This window comes from Okibacterium endophyticum, assembly GCF_054780075.1.
In genome coordinates this window covers 211048-224933 of sequence record NZ_BAAGXA010000005.1, presented here as the reverse complement: position 1 = coordinate 224933, position 13886 = coordinate 211048, and the positions used below count along the sequence as shown (strand labels likewise).

Below are 13886 nucleotides of genomic sequence, written 5' to 3'. Positions count from 1 at the left end.
CGGAGCACCCTGCTGCGGCGTTACGCGGCGGGCTGCTCGATGCGCGGGAACAGCGCGTCGAGCTGGCCGACGACGGCCCCGGCGGGCAGCTGGCCCCAGATGCCCGCGTCTCGGAGAGGGCGCTCGACCAGCGCGCCGAGTTCCGGTTCGGCACCGAGGGCCACCCACAGTTTCTGCGTCGCCTGCGGGATGACGGGCGACAGCAGAACGGCCAGTGCCCGCAAGCCCTCGGCCGCCGTGTACAGAACCGTCGAGAGGCGATCCTTCTGCGCGGCATCCTTCGCCAGAGCCCACGGCTCCTGCTCGGTGATGTAACCGTTCAGCGCATCGACGATGGCCCAGATCTCGTGGATCGCATCGTGGATCGCAAGCTTCTCGATCGCCGCGTCCGCGGCGACGGATGCCTCCGCCACAAGACGCTGGATCTCTCGCTCTGCGTCGGTCTCGGTAGCTGCCTGCGACACAACGCCGTCGTCGTAGCGGTTGATCATCGCGATGACCCTCGACGCCAGGTTGCCGAACCCGTTGGCGAGTTCGGACTGGTATCGGGCAGAGAGGTCTTCCCAGCTGAACGAGCCGTCCTGCCCGAACGCGATCGCTCTCATGAAGTAATAGCGGAATGCGTCAGACCCGAACGTGTCGGTGATCTCGGTCGGAGCGATGCCGGTGAGCTTGGACTTCGACATCTTCTCGCCGCCGACGAGAAGCCATCCGTGGCCGAACACCTGCTTCGGTACCTCGAGCCCTGCAGCCATCAGCATGGCCGGCCAGATGACCGCGTGAAAACGCAGGATGTCCTTGCCGACGATGTGCGTCGCCGGCCAGTGTCTGGCGAATGTCTTGTCGTCGTTGCCATAGCCGATCGCCGTGATGTAGTTGAGCAGCGCGTCGAACCAGACATAGACGACATGGCTGTCGTCCCACGGCACCTTGACGCCCCAGTCGAACGTTGTGCGCGAGATCGACAGATCGCTCAGCCCCTGGCGCACGAACTGCGTCACCTCGTTGCGCGCAGACTCCGGCTGCACGAAGTCCGGGCGTTCCTCATAGAGCGCGAGCAGGCGCTCCGCGAAATCGCTCATACGAAAGAAGTAGTTCTTCTCCTGCAGCAGTTCGAGCGGTTTCGAGTGAATCGCACAGACCTTCAGGCCCTCGAACGGGCCGGTGCCGTCGAGGATCTCCGACTGTGGTTTGAACTCCTCGCAGCCCACGCAGTACAGCGCCTCGTATTCACCCGAATAGATGTAGCCGTCGTCATACAGCTTCTGCAGAAACGTCTGCACAGCGCTCTCGTGGCGGGCGTCCGTGGTGCGGATGAAGTCGTCATTCGCGATGTCGATGGTCTCGAGCAGCGGCTTCCACGACTCCGAGACGAGTTTGTCCGCCCACTCCTGGGGGGTGGCGCCGTTGGCCGTGGCGGTGCGGAGGATCTTCTCACCGTGCTCATCCGTTCCGGTCAGCGACCAGGTGTCGTCACCGGCCTGACGGTGCCAGCGCGCGAGCATGTCGACGGCCACCTCGGTGTATGCGTGGCCGATGTGGGGTGCATCGTTCACATAGAAGATGGGCGTGGTGATATAGAAGGAGTTGCCGGTCGACATGGTGTCAATCCTAGGACGTGCCGGCCCGGCTCCCGGCGTGCGTTACATCCCCCGCGAATCGAAGCAAGAGGGGGCAGGCAGCGACACGCTAGGGTCAACGTATGCCACCGACCGACGCTCCGTGGGCGGGCATCCTCGAAGACGCCCGGCGCTACCCGAGCCCGCACAACTCGCAGCCGATCAAGGTCAGGGTCGATGGCGACGACGAGGCGACCGTGTTCTACGATCTCGACCTCGGCCTGCCGGCCGAGTCCTTCGGCATCCCCTTCGCGCACGTCTGCGCAGGCGTCTTCCTCGAATCGCTCCGGGTGGTCGCCGCCGCGCGTGGCTTCCGCACCGTGGAGGACCTCGACCATGCCGAGATGGATTTCGCCTCGACCACACGGCTGCACCGCCTGGCCGTCGTGCGCCTCTCGCCACACGAGGCGGACGACACCGACCGTGAGGCGCATACGGCGTTCATCCGCCGCCGCACGTCACGACGCCCGTACAACGCCCGCCCGGTTCCCGTCGAGGTGCTCCGGCAGGCAGAGTCGATCTGCGCGTCTGCCGGCTATCGTTTCCGGAGCACCGACGACCCGGCGCTGGTCAGGCGCATCGTGCGGGTGAACCAGGCCACACTGTTCGACGACCTGCGCAACGACGCCGTCTATGCGGAGATCATGGCCTGGCTGCGTTTCAGCAAGGAGGAGGCCGCCCTCCGAGCAGACGGCCTGAGCGCCGAGACGATGCTCATGCCCGGGCGCATCCTCCGCTTCGCGCTCGGCCATCGCCGCCTCTGGGATGCACCGGTTCTCGGCGCGATCCTCCGCGCGGTCTACCTTCGCACCATGCGAGGGGTCCATCAGCTCGGCTGGATCGAGGGCCCCTTCGACGGGCCGGCGGACTACGTCGAGGCGGGGCGCACCTTCATGCGACTCTGGCTCGGGCTCACCCGGCTGGGAGTCGTCCTGCATCCGTTCGGCACGGTGATCACGAACCCGCGATCGCACGCCGTGTTCGCCGAGGCCGTCGGCGCAGACGAGCGCGACGGCGAGATGGCCTGGATGCTGTTCCGCTTCGGATACTCCGCACGCCCTCCCCTCGCGCACCGGCGCCGGCTCCCGGCCATGCTCGTCGGAGAGACCTCATGAAGCGGATGCTCGTCTTCACCTTCGTCTTTCTGCAGGACAAGTTCGTGCAGCTGTTCACCCCGCGCGTCTCCACCCATCGCGTACTGCTGATGCCGGGGATCGAGCCGCTTCGCTGGACGCTCGGACGGTGGAGAACCTGGCGCACCTTCGAACGCGCGGCCAAGCGCGTTCCCGCGTATCGCGCGTTCCTCCGCGAGAACGGGTTCTCGGGCCGTCTGTCCACCCGCGGCGGCATCACCCAGGCGCTGCAGACCATTCCCGAGATGGACAAGGACCGGTACATCAAGCGCTGGCCGATCCCAGAGCGCAGCGTCGGCGGGCGGCTGCCGCGTCGTGGGGTTGTCGTCGACGAGTCCTCTGGCAGCTCGGGATCACCCACGAGCTGGGTGCGCGGACGACCGGAACGGCTCGCTACCCGGCAGCTTCTTCAAGTGGGCTTCTCCCGCACGGCCGAGACGCTGACGAAGCAGCCGTTTGTGCTCAACGCCTTCTCCCTCGGTGCCTGGGCGACCGGCATGAACGTGACCACAGCCCTCACCGACGTCACGATGATCAAGTCCATCGGCCCGGACAAGCGCAAGATCATCGAGACGATGCGGGAGTTCGGCACCGGCTACACCTACATCATCCTGAGCTACCCGCCCTTCCTCAAAGCACTCTTCGACGACGACAGCCTGCCGTGGGCGGACTACGACATCGTCGCCGCGTTCGGCGGCGAGGGCATCAGCGAGAGCATGCGCTCCCACATCCTGCGGTTCGCGCATTCCGCCTACGGCTCGTACGGCGCCTCCGACCTCGAGATCAACCTCGCGATCGAGACCGACTACACGGTCGAGCTGCGACGGGCGCTCATCGCACATCCCGAGTTCGCGAGGCGGGTGTCACGGCAGCACGAGTACGGCGTGCTCCCGATGATCTTCCAGTTCAACCCATACGACTACCTCATCGAGACGAACGACGGCGGCGAGCTCGTGGTCTCGATCGCGCGCAAAGAGAACGTCAATCCTCGCATCCGCTACAACATCCACGATCGCGGCCATGTGATGCGGATACGGGAACTCGACCCGATCCTCGACGAGTTCGGGCTGACGGCGGTGCGCGAGCAGCAGTTCCTCGATCTTCCCCTGCTCTTCCATTACGGCAGAAGCGACCTGTCGGTCGACTTCAACGGCGCCGTCGTCGGCCCCGACTCCGTGCGAGACGTCGTGAACGCGCATCCCGAGCTCATGGCGATCGTCGAGAACCATCGCCTGATCAGCTTCGAGGACGAACACGGAGATCGCCAGCTGCACATCGCCATCCAGCTCGGAGCGAGGGCGGCCGCCCCCTCCGACGAGGCGGTGCTGCGCGCTCACATAGCGGCCGACCTGCGACGGGTCAACGGCGACTTCCACAACGCCGTGCTCACGTCGGCGGAGCGGATGCTCCCGACGATCGCGTTCTACCGGTTCCGCAGCGGCCCGTTCTCAGGGGACGGGGCGAAGCTCAAGAACGAGTATGTCGCCCATCTCGACGCCGCCTCGGCGGCCGCGGCGAGCCTCGACCTCGGGAACGTCGTCGAGAGGTAGACCCGGGGTCACCGCGCGGCGAGAGCTGCCTCGTAGAGGTCTCGTCTGCCCAGGCCCGTCTCGGATGCGACAAACGCCGCGGCGTCCTTCAGTCGTTCGCCCCGGCCGACGAGATCGAGCACCCGGGCGACGCCGGCGGCGAGATCGAGCTGAACGGGCTCCGCGCCCGCGACGACCAGGCAGATCTCGCCACGCACTCCCTCTGCGGCCCAGGCCACGAGCTCGTCCAGGGTGCCGCGCCTGACCTCTTCGAAGAACTTGGTGAGCTCCCGGCAGACAGCTGCGCGTCGGGCGCCGCCGAAGACCTCGGCCGCGTCGACGAGCGATGCCCCCAGACGATTCGGCGACTCGAAGAACACCATCGTGCGTCGCTCGCGCTCGAGCCCCCTGAGCACCTGCAGGCGGTCTCCGCGTTTGCGCGGCAGGAACCCCTCGAAGCTGAACCTGTCCGTCGGCAGACCAGACACGGCGAGCGCCGTGATGACGGCGCTCGGGCCGGGGATGGCGGTGACGCGGATGCCGGCGGCGACCGCCCGCTCGACCAGGTGGTACCCCGGGTCTGAGACCGTGGGCATCCCGGCGTCGCTCAGCACCAGAAGGTCTTCGTCCCTGGCGAGCTCGATCAGTTCGGCCGACCTCTCGCGCTCGTTGTGCTCGTGCAGGCTCACGAGGCGCGGGCGATTGGCGATCTTCAGCCCCTGCAGCAGGCGCACGGTCGTGCGTGTGTCTTCGGCCGCGACGACACGGGCGCTCTCGAGCGCTTCGACCAGCCGGGCAGAGGCATCACCGAGATTGCCGATGGGTGTTGCCGCGAGGGTGATCATGGTCCCAGTCTGCCAGGCGGCACGGTGCAGGCGGCACGGTGCAGGTGTCGCTCGACGGGCCCAGTCGATGGCCCGATCGACTGGGCCCAGTCGACGGCCGGGTGCACGGCATAGCATTGCTACGTGTCAGACGAGAGCCGAGCGCCGTTCGCCGAGGTGTTGGCGACACCGGACGGGAGTGCGTTCAAGACCGGTGATGTGACGGCCGGATCGCCGACCGCCGTCGAACGCGGGTCGCGTCTGGACGTGTGGTTCTCGCGTGTGATGTCGCACGGCGTGCGTCTGTGGCTCTGGAGGTGGGGCGCACCGCTCGCCGTTGTTCTTCTCGCCGGATGCCTGCGGTTCTGGAATCTCGGTCATCCGCACGCTCTTGTGTTCGACGAGACGTTCTATGTGAAAGATGCATACACACTCCTGAACAACGGTTACGAGTCCGGCTGGCCCGCAGACCCCGACGACGATTTCAATGCCGGACGCACCGACGGTTTCACCGACGACCCGGCCTATGTCGTCCATCCGCCCCTGGGCAAGTGGCTCATCGCCGTCGGCCTCGCCATCTTCGGCGCCGGCGACAGCTTCGGCTGGCGTGTGGTGACGGCAGCTCTCGGCACGCTTGCCGTTGCGGTGATCATGGTGGTCGCCCATCGTCTCTTCGCATCGCGTGCTCTGGTGATCACGGCCGGCCTGCTCTTCGCGATCGATGGCCATGCGATAGTGATGTCGCGCGTCGCGCTGCTCGACGGCATCCTGATGTTCTTCACACTCGTCGGCTTTCTCTGCGTGCTGCTCGATCGGCTCTGGCACGAGCAGCGGTTGAGCTCTGCGGTCTCTGCCGCGCGTGCAACCGGCTCTGACCAGGCATGGGGCCCTGCGCTGTGGTGGCGACCGTGGCTCGTCGCCGCAGGTCTGGCGTTCGGGGCCGCCACCGCGGTGAAGTGGTCCGGGCTCTATTTTCTGGCGGCGTTCGGTCTGTATGTGGTTCTGTCTGACGCCCTGCTCCGACGCAGGCTCGGGCTGCCGTTCTGGATCAGCGCGGCCATTCTGAAACAGGGGCCGATATCGTTCATCCTGCTGGTGCCGGTCGCTCTCGCCGCCTATCTGGCCAGCTGGACCGGCTGGTTCGTCACCGACGGCGGATACAACAGGCACTGGGCAGAGCAGCCGGAGAACGCGCTCTCAGGCGTTCTCTCGGTGCTGCCGACCACCCTGCAGAGTTTTGTGCACTATCACCAGTCGATCTACGGTTTTCATGTCGGCCTCTCGCAGTCGCACCCGTATTCGGCCAACCCGTTGAGCTGGCTGCTGATGGCCAGGCCCACGAGCATGTGGTACCGGCAGACGGGAGCGGGCGACGACGGATGCTTCGCCGAATCCTGTTCGTCTGCCATCACGTCGGTGGCGAACCCGCTGATCTGGTGGGCGGGTGCCGTTGCCCTCTTCTATCTGGCCTACCGCCTCGTGCGCTATCGCGAATGGCGCCCCGGCCTCGTCCTCATGGGGATCGTCGCCGGGTACCTGCCGTGGCTGATGTACACGGGCCGCACGGTGTACCAGTTCTACACGATCGCGTTCGAGCCGTACCTGATCCTCGCTCTCGTCCTCACGCTCGGCGTCATCCTCGGTCGTCGCGACGATGAGCGATACCGGCGCACAAGCGGAATCGCGCTCACCGTCGTTTTTGTGACGTCCGCCGTGTTGCTCAGCGCCTTCTGGTATCCGCTCTGGACGGCCACCACGGTGCCCCACTGGTTCTGGATGCTGCACAACTGGCTGCCCGGCTGGATCTGACGACGCGCGACGACACTGCGTGTGACGACGCTGCGTGGAACGACGACACACCCGCTGATCGGTAGGGTGGAAGGCTATGACCCTTCGCATCGGCATCCTGGGCGCGGCAGACATCGCCCCTCGTGCGCTCATCGCTCCGGCCGCCGGCGTCGACGATGTCGAGATCGCCGCTGTCGCTGCACGTGGCATCGGTCGGGCGCGGGCCTTCGCCGCCGAACACGGCATTCCCGCTGCACACGGGTCATATGAAGAACTGCTGACCGACCCCGACATCGAGGCCGTTTATGTGCCGTCTCCGAACGGACTGCACGGGGTGTGGACGACAGCGGCGCTGAGGGCGGGAAAACATGTGCTCTGCGAGAAGCCGTTCGCGGCGAACGCCGCAGAAGCCGAAGAGGTCGCCGCCGTCGCCCAATCGACTGGGCTGGTGGTGATGGAGGCGTTCCACAACCTCTATCACCCCATCACCGCGCGCATGATCGAGATCGTGGACTCGGGCGAACTCGGAACGATCGGATCGATCGAGTCGCTCTTCGGTTTCTCGATCGAAGCCGACGAGGCGAATGTGCGCTGGCAGCGTGAACTGGCCGGTGGGTCGCTGATGGACGTCGGGTGTTACCCGATCCGTCTGCTTCGGGCGCTTGTGCGCGAGGAACCTGTCGTCACGGGTGCTGCGGCGCACACCTTCACACCTGATGTCGACGGCGACATGACCGTCGACCTCGAGTTCCCGAGCGGGGTCACGGGGCAGGCGACCGGCTCGATGTGGATGGATCCGCCTGCGTCGACACAGCATGTGACGATCGTCGGAGACCGGGGAACGCTGACGGTCACCAACCCCTTCCTCCCTCAGCTCGGCAATGAACTCACCATCCGGACAGCGGACGGAACACGAACAGAGAATGCGACCACGCTGTCGACGTATCGCTTTCAGCTCGAGGCGTTCAGGGATGCAGTTGTGCTCGGATCGCCGGTGCTCACCGACCCGGCAGATTCGATCGCGACGATGCGCGTGATCGATGCCGCCTATAAACGGTCGGGGCTCGGTGTGAGGCAGCCGACGCGCATCGACTGAGACCCCACGGTGGTCGAGCCTGTCGAGACCCCACGGTGGTCGAGCCTGTCGAGACCCCACGGTGGTCGAGCCTGTCGAGACCCCGAGCCCGTCGAAACCCCACGGTGGTCGAGCTTGTCGAGACCCCGAGCCCGTCGAGACCCCGAGCCCGTCGAGACCCCACGGTGGTCGAGCTTGTCGAGACCCCGCGGTGTCCGGGCCCTCACCGGTGGTCGAGCCCGTCGAGACCAAACCCGTGGAGACTCCACAGGAGCGGCGATTTGCTCGGCGTCGGTATCGGGACACGGTCAGGGTCGATGCTCGCAGGCGGTATCAGAAAGTAGTCGGAGTCATCCCTGACGATTTTCCAGCCGTTGTTGTGGAGCAGCATGTGGTGATATCGGCATAACAGCACCCCGTCCGCGATGTCCGTGTTCCCGTGGTCCGCCATCCATCCGTTGATGTGATGCGCCTCGGTATACGACGCAGACCGGTCGCAATCCGGATGTCGGCATCCACCGTCCCTGATTGCTAACGCGATGCGTTGTCTTGTTGTGAACAGCCGTTGATCCCGGCCCACGTCCAGCGGGTTCCCGTGACTGTCCACGGTGACAGGCACGGTTCCGCTGTTGCAGATCATCCGCTCCACCACAGCCACGGGAACACGGTCACCGCCGTCTTCGAGAAATCCGTTCCCGATGACATTCCCTTCTTCGGTGCGGGTGTTGAGGTTCTTCTCGGTGATCACCACACGCACACCGACCTGACGGGTTCCGAAGGGGGCGATCGGGTCCGCGTTCACGCCGGCGCGGAGCGTGTCGATCATCAGGTCGAACACCAGCTGATCGTTCGACCTGGTGTCCTCTGCCAGGTTCTTCGCGCGTTCCGCTTCGGCTGTGTCCACAAATCTCGGTCCGCCGCGTCGTGGTCTCATCGCGGCGCCGACGAGAGTATCGATCCAGGCCGCGGAGTCGTCGTCGAACTCCACAAACGCCGTCCGCGCCCCCGCCGCGTTCCGGCCGAACCGCCACGACCTGCCCTGGTAGCGTTCCTCCGCCCGCACCCCGACGCCAACCGGATCCAGCAGATCCCGCAGCAATCGAGCACGTCGACCGAGCTCATCGACATGAGCATCGCCCGCGTCGCGCACCAGCTGCTCGGCCGCACCCCGCAGCGTTTCGACATCACATCGGTCATCGGGCTCACCGAGCCCCCGCATGATCACCGCCGCCGCCTCCGGCCGCAACACACGCTCGCGCACCGCACGCGTCAAGGGCTCATGCCACGGCAACACCCGCACCGGCTCCGCAGCCTCCACTCCGTCGTCAGCAGGCGTGGTCTCGTTTGGTCCGCTCTCGTCCGCGCCCGCCTCACTCGGTCCCGTCACGCCGAGAAGCGAGCCGTTGTCGCCCGCACGGGCCGCGTCATCCGTCTCGGTCATCGCCTCCCCCAGACGCACCTGCCTGGCTGCTTCAGCCCGTGTCGACCCTGTGATCGACTGCACCATGGCAACGGGGTTCCGATGCCCCTTGCTCTGCGCCAATCCGGCGTACCCCAGCGCACGGTCGGACCGACGGGCGACCACCCCCGCACCCGCCGCGATCACCGCATCGACTTCGGATCGCACTGCCGCCGCCTCACGCAGCAACACCTCAAGCTCGGCATCATCAGCTCGGCCGAGCAACACCGAAGCCGACGACGGATCACCCCGTCCCGCGTCTTCCACAGCGGCGAGCCTGTCGCACACGGAAAGTGCGAGTTCTCGAAGCTGTTCAGAAATCCGGGCCATGCTTGATTCTAGCAAAAATCACCCGACATTCGAAGGTATGTTCGACACGTTTTCTTGAAGAATCTCGCGAACTGTGTCACCGCGAACCGCGAGCTGTCTCGGTCGCAGACCCGGCCCAGAACGGGACTCGTCCCCCAATGAGAACAACAACGAGATCAGCGGGATGCTCTCGTCCTGGCGAGCATCGCCTGCCACGTGAGTCTTTGTGTGACGCTCCGCGCACACACGAGCCCTCCGAGTCGATTAGCGTTGTCCTATGGCAGATCGCGAATACGGCTTTCGCACGCGGGCAATCCACGCGGGCAACATTCCAGACGACGTCACAGGTGCACGGGCATTGCCCATCTACCAGACAACCGCCTTCGTCTTCGACGACACAGAGGATGCCGCTGCGCGCTTCGCCCTGCAGAAGTACGGCAACATCTATTCCCGGCTCTCGAACCCCACGGTGGCCAGCTTCGAGGAACGGGTCGCCAGCCTCGAGGGCGGCCTCGGTGCCGTCGCGACGGCCAGCGGTCTCGCCGCGCAGTACATCACCTTCGCCAGCCTTGTCGGCCAGGGCGACCACATCGTCGCATCGGCCAGCCTCTACGGCGGCTCCATCACGCAGCTCGACGTGACGCTGCGCCGCTTCGGAGTCGAGACGACATTCGTCCAGTCGGCAGACGCCGAAGACTACGCGGCCGCGATCACCCCGTCGACGAAGCTGATCTTCGCCGAGACGATCGCGAACCCGTCCGGCGAGATCGCTGACATCGAGGCGCTCGCCGATGTGGCACACGCGCACGGCATCCCGCTGATCATCGACTCCACCATCCCGACCCCCTATCTCAACCGCCCGATCGAGTGGGGCGCAGACGTCGTGACGCACTCCGCCACGAAGTTCCTCGGCGGGCACGGAACCACAATGGGCGGTGTTGTCGTCGAATCGGGACGCTTCGACTGGAACACCGACACCTTCCCCCTGTTCGGCGAGCCGGTTCCGAGCTACGGCGGCCTGCAGTGGTCCGGCAACTTCGGGGAGTATGCCTTTCTCACCCGGCTCAGGGCGGAGCAGCTGCGAGACATCGGGCCTGCACTGTCGGCCCAGTCGGCGTTCCAGCTCGCCCAGGGCGTCGAGACGCTTCCCTTCCGTATGCAGGCACACGTCGACAACACCAGGATCGTCGCGAAGTGGCTGGCAGAGGACCCGCGTGTCGAGAGTGTGTTCTGGGCCGGACTGCCAGACCACCCGCACCACGGTCGTGCCGAGAAGTACCTTCCGAAGGGCGCCGGATCGGTGTTCAGCTTCGTTGTGAAGGGTGGCAGGGCCGTCGGGCAGAAGCTCATCGAATCAGTGAACCTCGCCAGCCACCTCGCCAACATCGGTGACGCGAAGACGCTCATCATCCACCCGGCGTCGACGACGCACGCCCAGCTCACCGAGCAGCAGCTCGTCGATGCGGGCGTTCTTCCCGGTGTGCTGCGACTCTCGGTGGGAATAGAAGACCCGGACGACATCGTTTACGACCTTGACCAGGCGCTCACCCTGGCAGTGAAGGAACAGTCATGACCACGATCGAGAAGACCGACGACGTCATCACAGCGCAGCTGCAGAACGGGCTCACCTGCTCGATCCCCGCGGACTCACCGCTCGCCCGGCTGCTCAAATCCCAGCGCACCTGGGTGGGACCGGACGCGAAAGAGCGTCTCGGCATCCTGCGCGCCGCTCAATCGGTGGCCATCGTCGGCGCATCGCCCAATCCCGCACGATCGAGTTACTTCGTCGGCACCTACCTGCAGCAGTCGAGTGACTACCGGGTCTACTTCGTCAACCCCAACGCCGACGAGATCCTCGGCCAGAGGGCATACCCGGACCTGGCCTCGCTGCCCGAGGTGCCGGACATCGTCGATGTCTTCCGAAAGGCGAGCGACATCCCCTCTGTCGTCGACGACGTGGTCGCCGTCGGCGCGAAGACCATGTGGGTGCAGCTCGGCATCTGGAACGAAGAGGCCGCATACGACGCAGAGGCCAAGGGCCTCACGATCGTTATGGATCGCTGCATCAAGGTGGAGCACGCTCGTTTTCACGGTGGGCTGCACCTGCTCGGCTTCGACACGGGGGTCATCACCTCACGCAAGGGTGTTCGCTAGCGCGCGAGCGCATTCTCCAAGCCGTCTGCGTCGGTGACCGGGAGCGAGCACACAAAAGCGGTGCAGGCGTATGCCGTCGCCTGCCCGTCCACCGGCTCACGCGCCTCGAAGAGGCCGAAGCCTCCCGCGGCGAACCGCTGTGCCTCGGACTGCGTGACCACCGCCGTCACGTCTTGCTGAGCCCGTCTCACGACGTCGGCGAGTTCCCCGGCGCCCGCCGCATCATCGGGAGTGACCACCACGAGTTGGCGCGGCTCTCGCGCGAGTGACGCGGCGAGCGCGAGGGCTGACCCGAACGAGACGGGATTCGCGAGCGCGAGCTCTGCGATCGAGCCGACGACCGCGGCGGCGGCCGCGAGGTACCGCCGTTCGCCGATCAGCAGATAGAGACGCCACGCCGCACTGGCGGTTGCGGCCTGCCCAGAGGGATACGCCCCCTCTGACGGGTCGCCCTCGAGCAGAAGACGGTGCGAGACGAGCACGGGGTCTCCCCCGCCCGGAGCGACGAAGACATCGGCGAGAGGTTCCGGTTGTTCGGCACCGCTCTGCTCGGAACCACCGCGCGCGGCGCCGCCACCAGAGCGGACGGTGCGCTGGGCCTCTCCGGCGACAAGTGTCGCATCGATGAAGCGTCGCGCCTCGAGCGCGTACCGGCTCTCTCCCGTTGCGAGCGCCAGTTCGATGAGCGCTCCCGCGAGCATTCCATAGTCTTCGAGGGTCGCAACGGCCTCGGAGCGACGCGCCGTCTCACCGCTCTCGCCTGGTGCCGCGATCGACGCACGGGTGAGCATCCGCTCGTCGTCGACATGAACCTCGAGCAGATAGTCGGCAGCGCGCCTGGCTGAGTCGATCCACCCCGGCTGGGCGAAGACTCGTCCGGCCCTCGCCATCGCCTCGACCGCCATGCCGTTCCAGCCGGTCAGGATCTTCTCGTCGAGCGCCGGCGGCTGGAGCGTGCTTCGCCCGAGCGCATCTCGTGCGTAATAACCGCCCTCCGACCTTCGGCCGTCGATGATGCTCTCCGAGTCCTGCGCGCTCGCATAACCGCCAGAGGGTCGCTGCATCACCTCGATCAGGAACGACGCGATGCCGGCGGCGGTTCGAGCCGCCCAGTGGCGGGAGTCGTCGGCGGTCCACGCCGCCGTGTAGGCGCCGAGCAGCAGTGCGTTGTCATAGAGCATGCGCTCGTAGTGCGGATCTGACCAGTCTCGCTTCGTCGCATAGCGAAAGAACCCGCCCTCGACCGGATCACGCAGCGGAGAATCCGCCATCCGTTCCAGTGTGCGTGCCGCGAGCACCTCTGCGTCTCCGCCCATGGCCTGCAGGAACATCAGCGTGGGCGCGACGGGGAACTTCGGGCTGCCCCCGAACCCGCCGAAGACCGGGTCCTCGTGCGACGCCAGAGCCGTGGCGGCTTCATCGAGCGCATCGCGAGAGGGCAGCTCGGCCTCGCCACGTGGCGCTGAGCTCGCCAGCACGGCCTCTGCGATCGCCTCGCCGTTGTGCATGGCCTCGTCCCGCCGGTTCTGCCAGGCATCCGTCACCGCTTCGAGCACCTGCGAGAACGACGGATGCCCCTGCGCGGCCACCGGCGGAAAGTACGTTCCCGCATAGAACGCGCGCCCCTGCGGTGTGGTGAAGACGCTCAGCGGCCAGCCCAGCTGCCTGGTGAACGCGCTGGCCTGCGCCAGATAGGTGGCGTCGACGTCGGGATGCTCTTCGCGATCGACCTTGATGCTCACGAAGTGCTCAGCGAGGTATGCCGCGACACGCTCGTCGCTGAACGACTCACGCGCCATGACATGGCACCAGTGGCAGGTCGCGTAACCGATCGAGATGAACACGGGAACGTCGAGGCGTGCCGCTTCGGCGAAGGCCTCTGGCCCCCAGGGCCACCAGTCGACCGGGTTTGAGGCGTGAGCTCTCAGGTAAGGACTGATCGCGTTCTCCAAGCGGTGGGCCATGCCTCAACCCTAGGAGGGTCGATCGGCGATCA

General features: G+C 66.1%; 10 protein-coding genes. 6 read left to right on the top strand and 4 right to left on the bottom strand.

Annotated elements, in window-relative coordinates; genetic code table 11:
• Positions 1 to 20: 20 nt before the first annotated feature.
• On the bottom strand, positions 21 to 1601 hold the full coding sequence (gene metG / locus ACYVF5_RS05220) for a methionine--tRNA ligase (protein ID WP_460944045.1): 1581 nt from the start codon (positions 1599 to 1601) through the stop codon (positions 21 to 23).
• Between the two features lie 101 nt (positions 1602 to 1702).
• Here metG and ACYVF5_RS05215 point away from each other — a divergent pair, with 101 nt between their 5' ends.
• Positions 1703 to 2734: a nitroreductase family protein gene (locus ACYVF5_RS05215; RefSeq protein ID WP_460944043.1), complete on the top strand. Its 1032-nt coding sequence runs from the start codon at positions 1703 to 1705 to the stop codon at positions 2732 to 2734.
• Positions 2731 to 4302, top strand: a complete 1572-nt coding sequence (locus ACYVF5_RS05210; protein ID WP_460944041.1) for a phenylacetate--CoA ligase family protein — start codon at positions 2731 to 2733, stop codon at positions 4300 to 4302. Before ACYVF5_RS05215 ends, ACYVF5_RS05210 begins: the two co-directional genes overlap by 4 nt.
• An 8-nt stretch (positions 4303 to 4310) precedes the next feature.
• Here the strand turns inward: ACYVF5_RS05210 and rsmI are convergent, their stop codons facing one another.
• Positions 4311 to 5126: a 16S rRNA (cytidine(1402)-2'-O)-methyltransferase gene (gene rsmI, locus ACYVF5_RS05205; protein ID WP_460944039.1), complete on the bottom strand. Its 816-nt coding sequence runs from the start codon at positions 5124 to 5126 to the stop codon at positions 4311 to 4313.
• 123 nt (positions 5127 to 5249) lie between these two features.
• On the opposite strand from rsmI, the gene ACYVF5_RS05200 reads away from it, so the two are divergent.
• Together ACYVF5_RS05200 and ACYVF5_RS05195 are read left to right on the top strand one after the other, a co-directional pair.
• On the top strand, positions 5250 to 6914 hold the full coding sequence (locus ACYVF5_RS05200; RefSeq protein WP_460944037.1) for a dolichyl-phosphate-mannose--protein mannosyltransferase: 1665 nt from the start codon (positions 5250 to 5252) through the stop codon (positions 6912 to 6914).
• Positions 6915 to 6990: 76 nt separating this feature from the next.
• Positions 6991 to 7989 (top strand): Gfo/Idh/MocA family protein, encoded by a 999-nt coding sequence (locus ACYVF5_RS05195; protein ID WP_460944035.1) that lies wholly within the window; start codon positions 6991 to 6993, stop codon positions 7987 to 7989.
• Positions 7990 to 8191: 202 nt separating this feature from the next.
• Here the strand turns inward: ACYVF5_RS05195 and ACYVF5_RS05190 are convergent, their stop codons facing one another.
• Positions 8192 to 9757, bottom strand: coding sequence for an HNH endonuclease signature motif containing protein (locus tag ACYVF5_RS05190; RefSeq protein WP_460944033.1), 1566 nt, complete (start codon positions 9755 to 9757; stop codon positions 8192 to 8194).
• Positions 9758 to 10013: 256 nt separating this feature from the next.
• On the opposite strand from ACYVF5_RS05190, the gene ACYVF5_RS05185 reads away from it, so the two are divergent.
• Complete coding sequence (locus tag ACYVF5_RS05185; protein ID WP_460944031.1) at positions 10014 to 11309, top strand: O-acetylhomoserine aminocarboxypropyltransferase/cysteine synthase family protein; 1296 nt, start codon at positions 10014 to 10016, stop codon at positions 11307 to 11309.
• A complete protein-coding gene (locus tag ACYVF5_RS05180) occupies positions 11306 to 11890 on the top strand; it encodes a CoA-binding protein (protein ID WP_460944029.1) in 585 nt (194 codons plus the stop codon). Before ACYVF5_RS05185 ends, ACYVF5_RS05180 begins: the two co-directional genes overlap by 4 nt.
• Here the strand turns inward: ACYVF5_RS05180 and ACYVF5_RS05175 are convergent.
• A complete protein-coding gene (locus tag ACYVF5_RS05175) occupies positions 11887 to 13854 on the bottom strand; it encodes a thioredoxin domain-containing protein (protein ID WP_460944027.1) in 1968 nt (655 codons plus the stop codon). The genes ACYVF5_RS05180 and ACYVF5_RS05175 overlap by 4 nt on opposite strands.
• Positions 13855 to 13886: the final 32 nt, after the last annotated feature.

What these genes read in the sequence shown, in the direction of transcription:
- metG (WP_460944045.1), bottom strand. Translation starts at nt 1,601, where the DNA reads ATGTCGACCGGCAACTCCTTCTATATCACCACGCCCATCTTCTATGTG.
- ACYVF5_RS05215 (WP_460944043.1), top strand. Translation starts at nt 1,703, where the DNA reads ATGCCACCGACCGACGCTCCGTGGGCGGGCATCCTCGAAGACGCCCGG.
- ACYVF5_RS05210 (WP_460944041.1), top strand. Translation starts at nt 2,731, where the DNA reads ATGAAGCGGATGCTCGTCTTCACCTTCGTCTTTCTGCAGGACAAGTTC.
- rsmI (WP_460944039.1), bottom strand. Translation starts at nt 5,126, where the DNA reads ATGATCACCCTCGCGGCAACACCCATCGGCAATCTCGGTGATGCCTCT.
- ACYVF5_RS05195 (WP_460944035.1), top strand. Translation starts at nt 6,991, where the DNA reads ATGACCCTTCGCATCGGCATCCTGGGCGCGGCAGACATCGCCCCTCGT.
- ACYVF5_RS05190 (WP_460944033.1), bottom strand. Translation starts at nt 9,757, where the DNA reads ATGGCCCGGATTTCTGAACAGCTTCGAGAACTCGCACTTTCCGTGTGC.
- ACYVF5_RS05185 (WP_460944031.1), top strand. Translation starts at nt 10,014, where the DNA reads ATGGCAGATCGCGAATACGGCTTTCGCACGCGGGCAATCCACGCGGGC.
- ACYVF5_RS05180 (WP_460944029.1), top strand. Translation starts at nt 11,306, where the DNA reads ATGACCACGATCGAGAAGACCGACGACGTCATCACAGCGCAGCTGCAG.
- ACYVF5_RS05175 (WP_460944027.1), bottom strand. Translation starts at nt 13,854, where the DNA reads ATGGCCCACCGCTTGGAGAACGCGATCAGTCCTTACCTGAGAGCTCAC.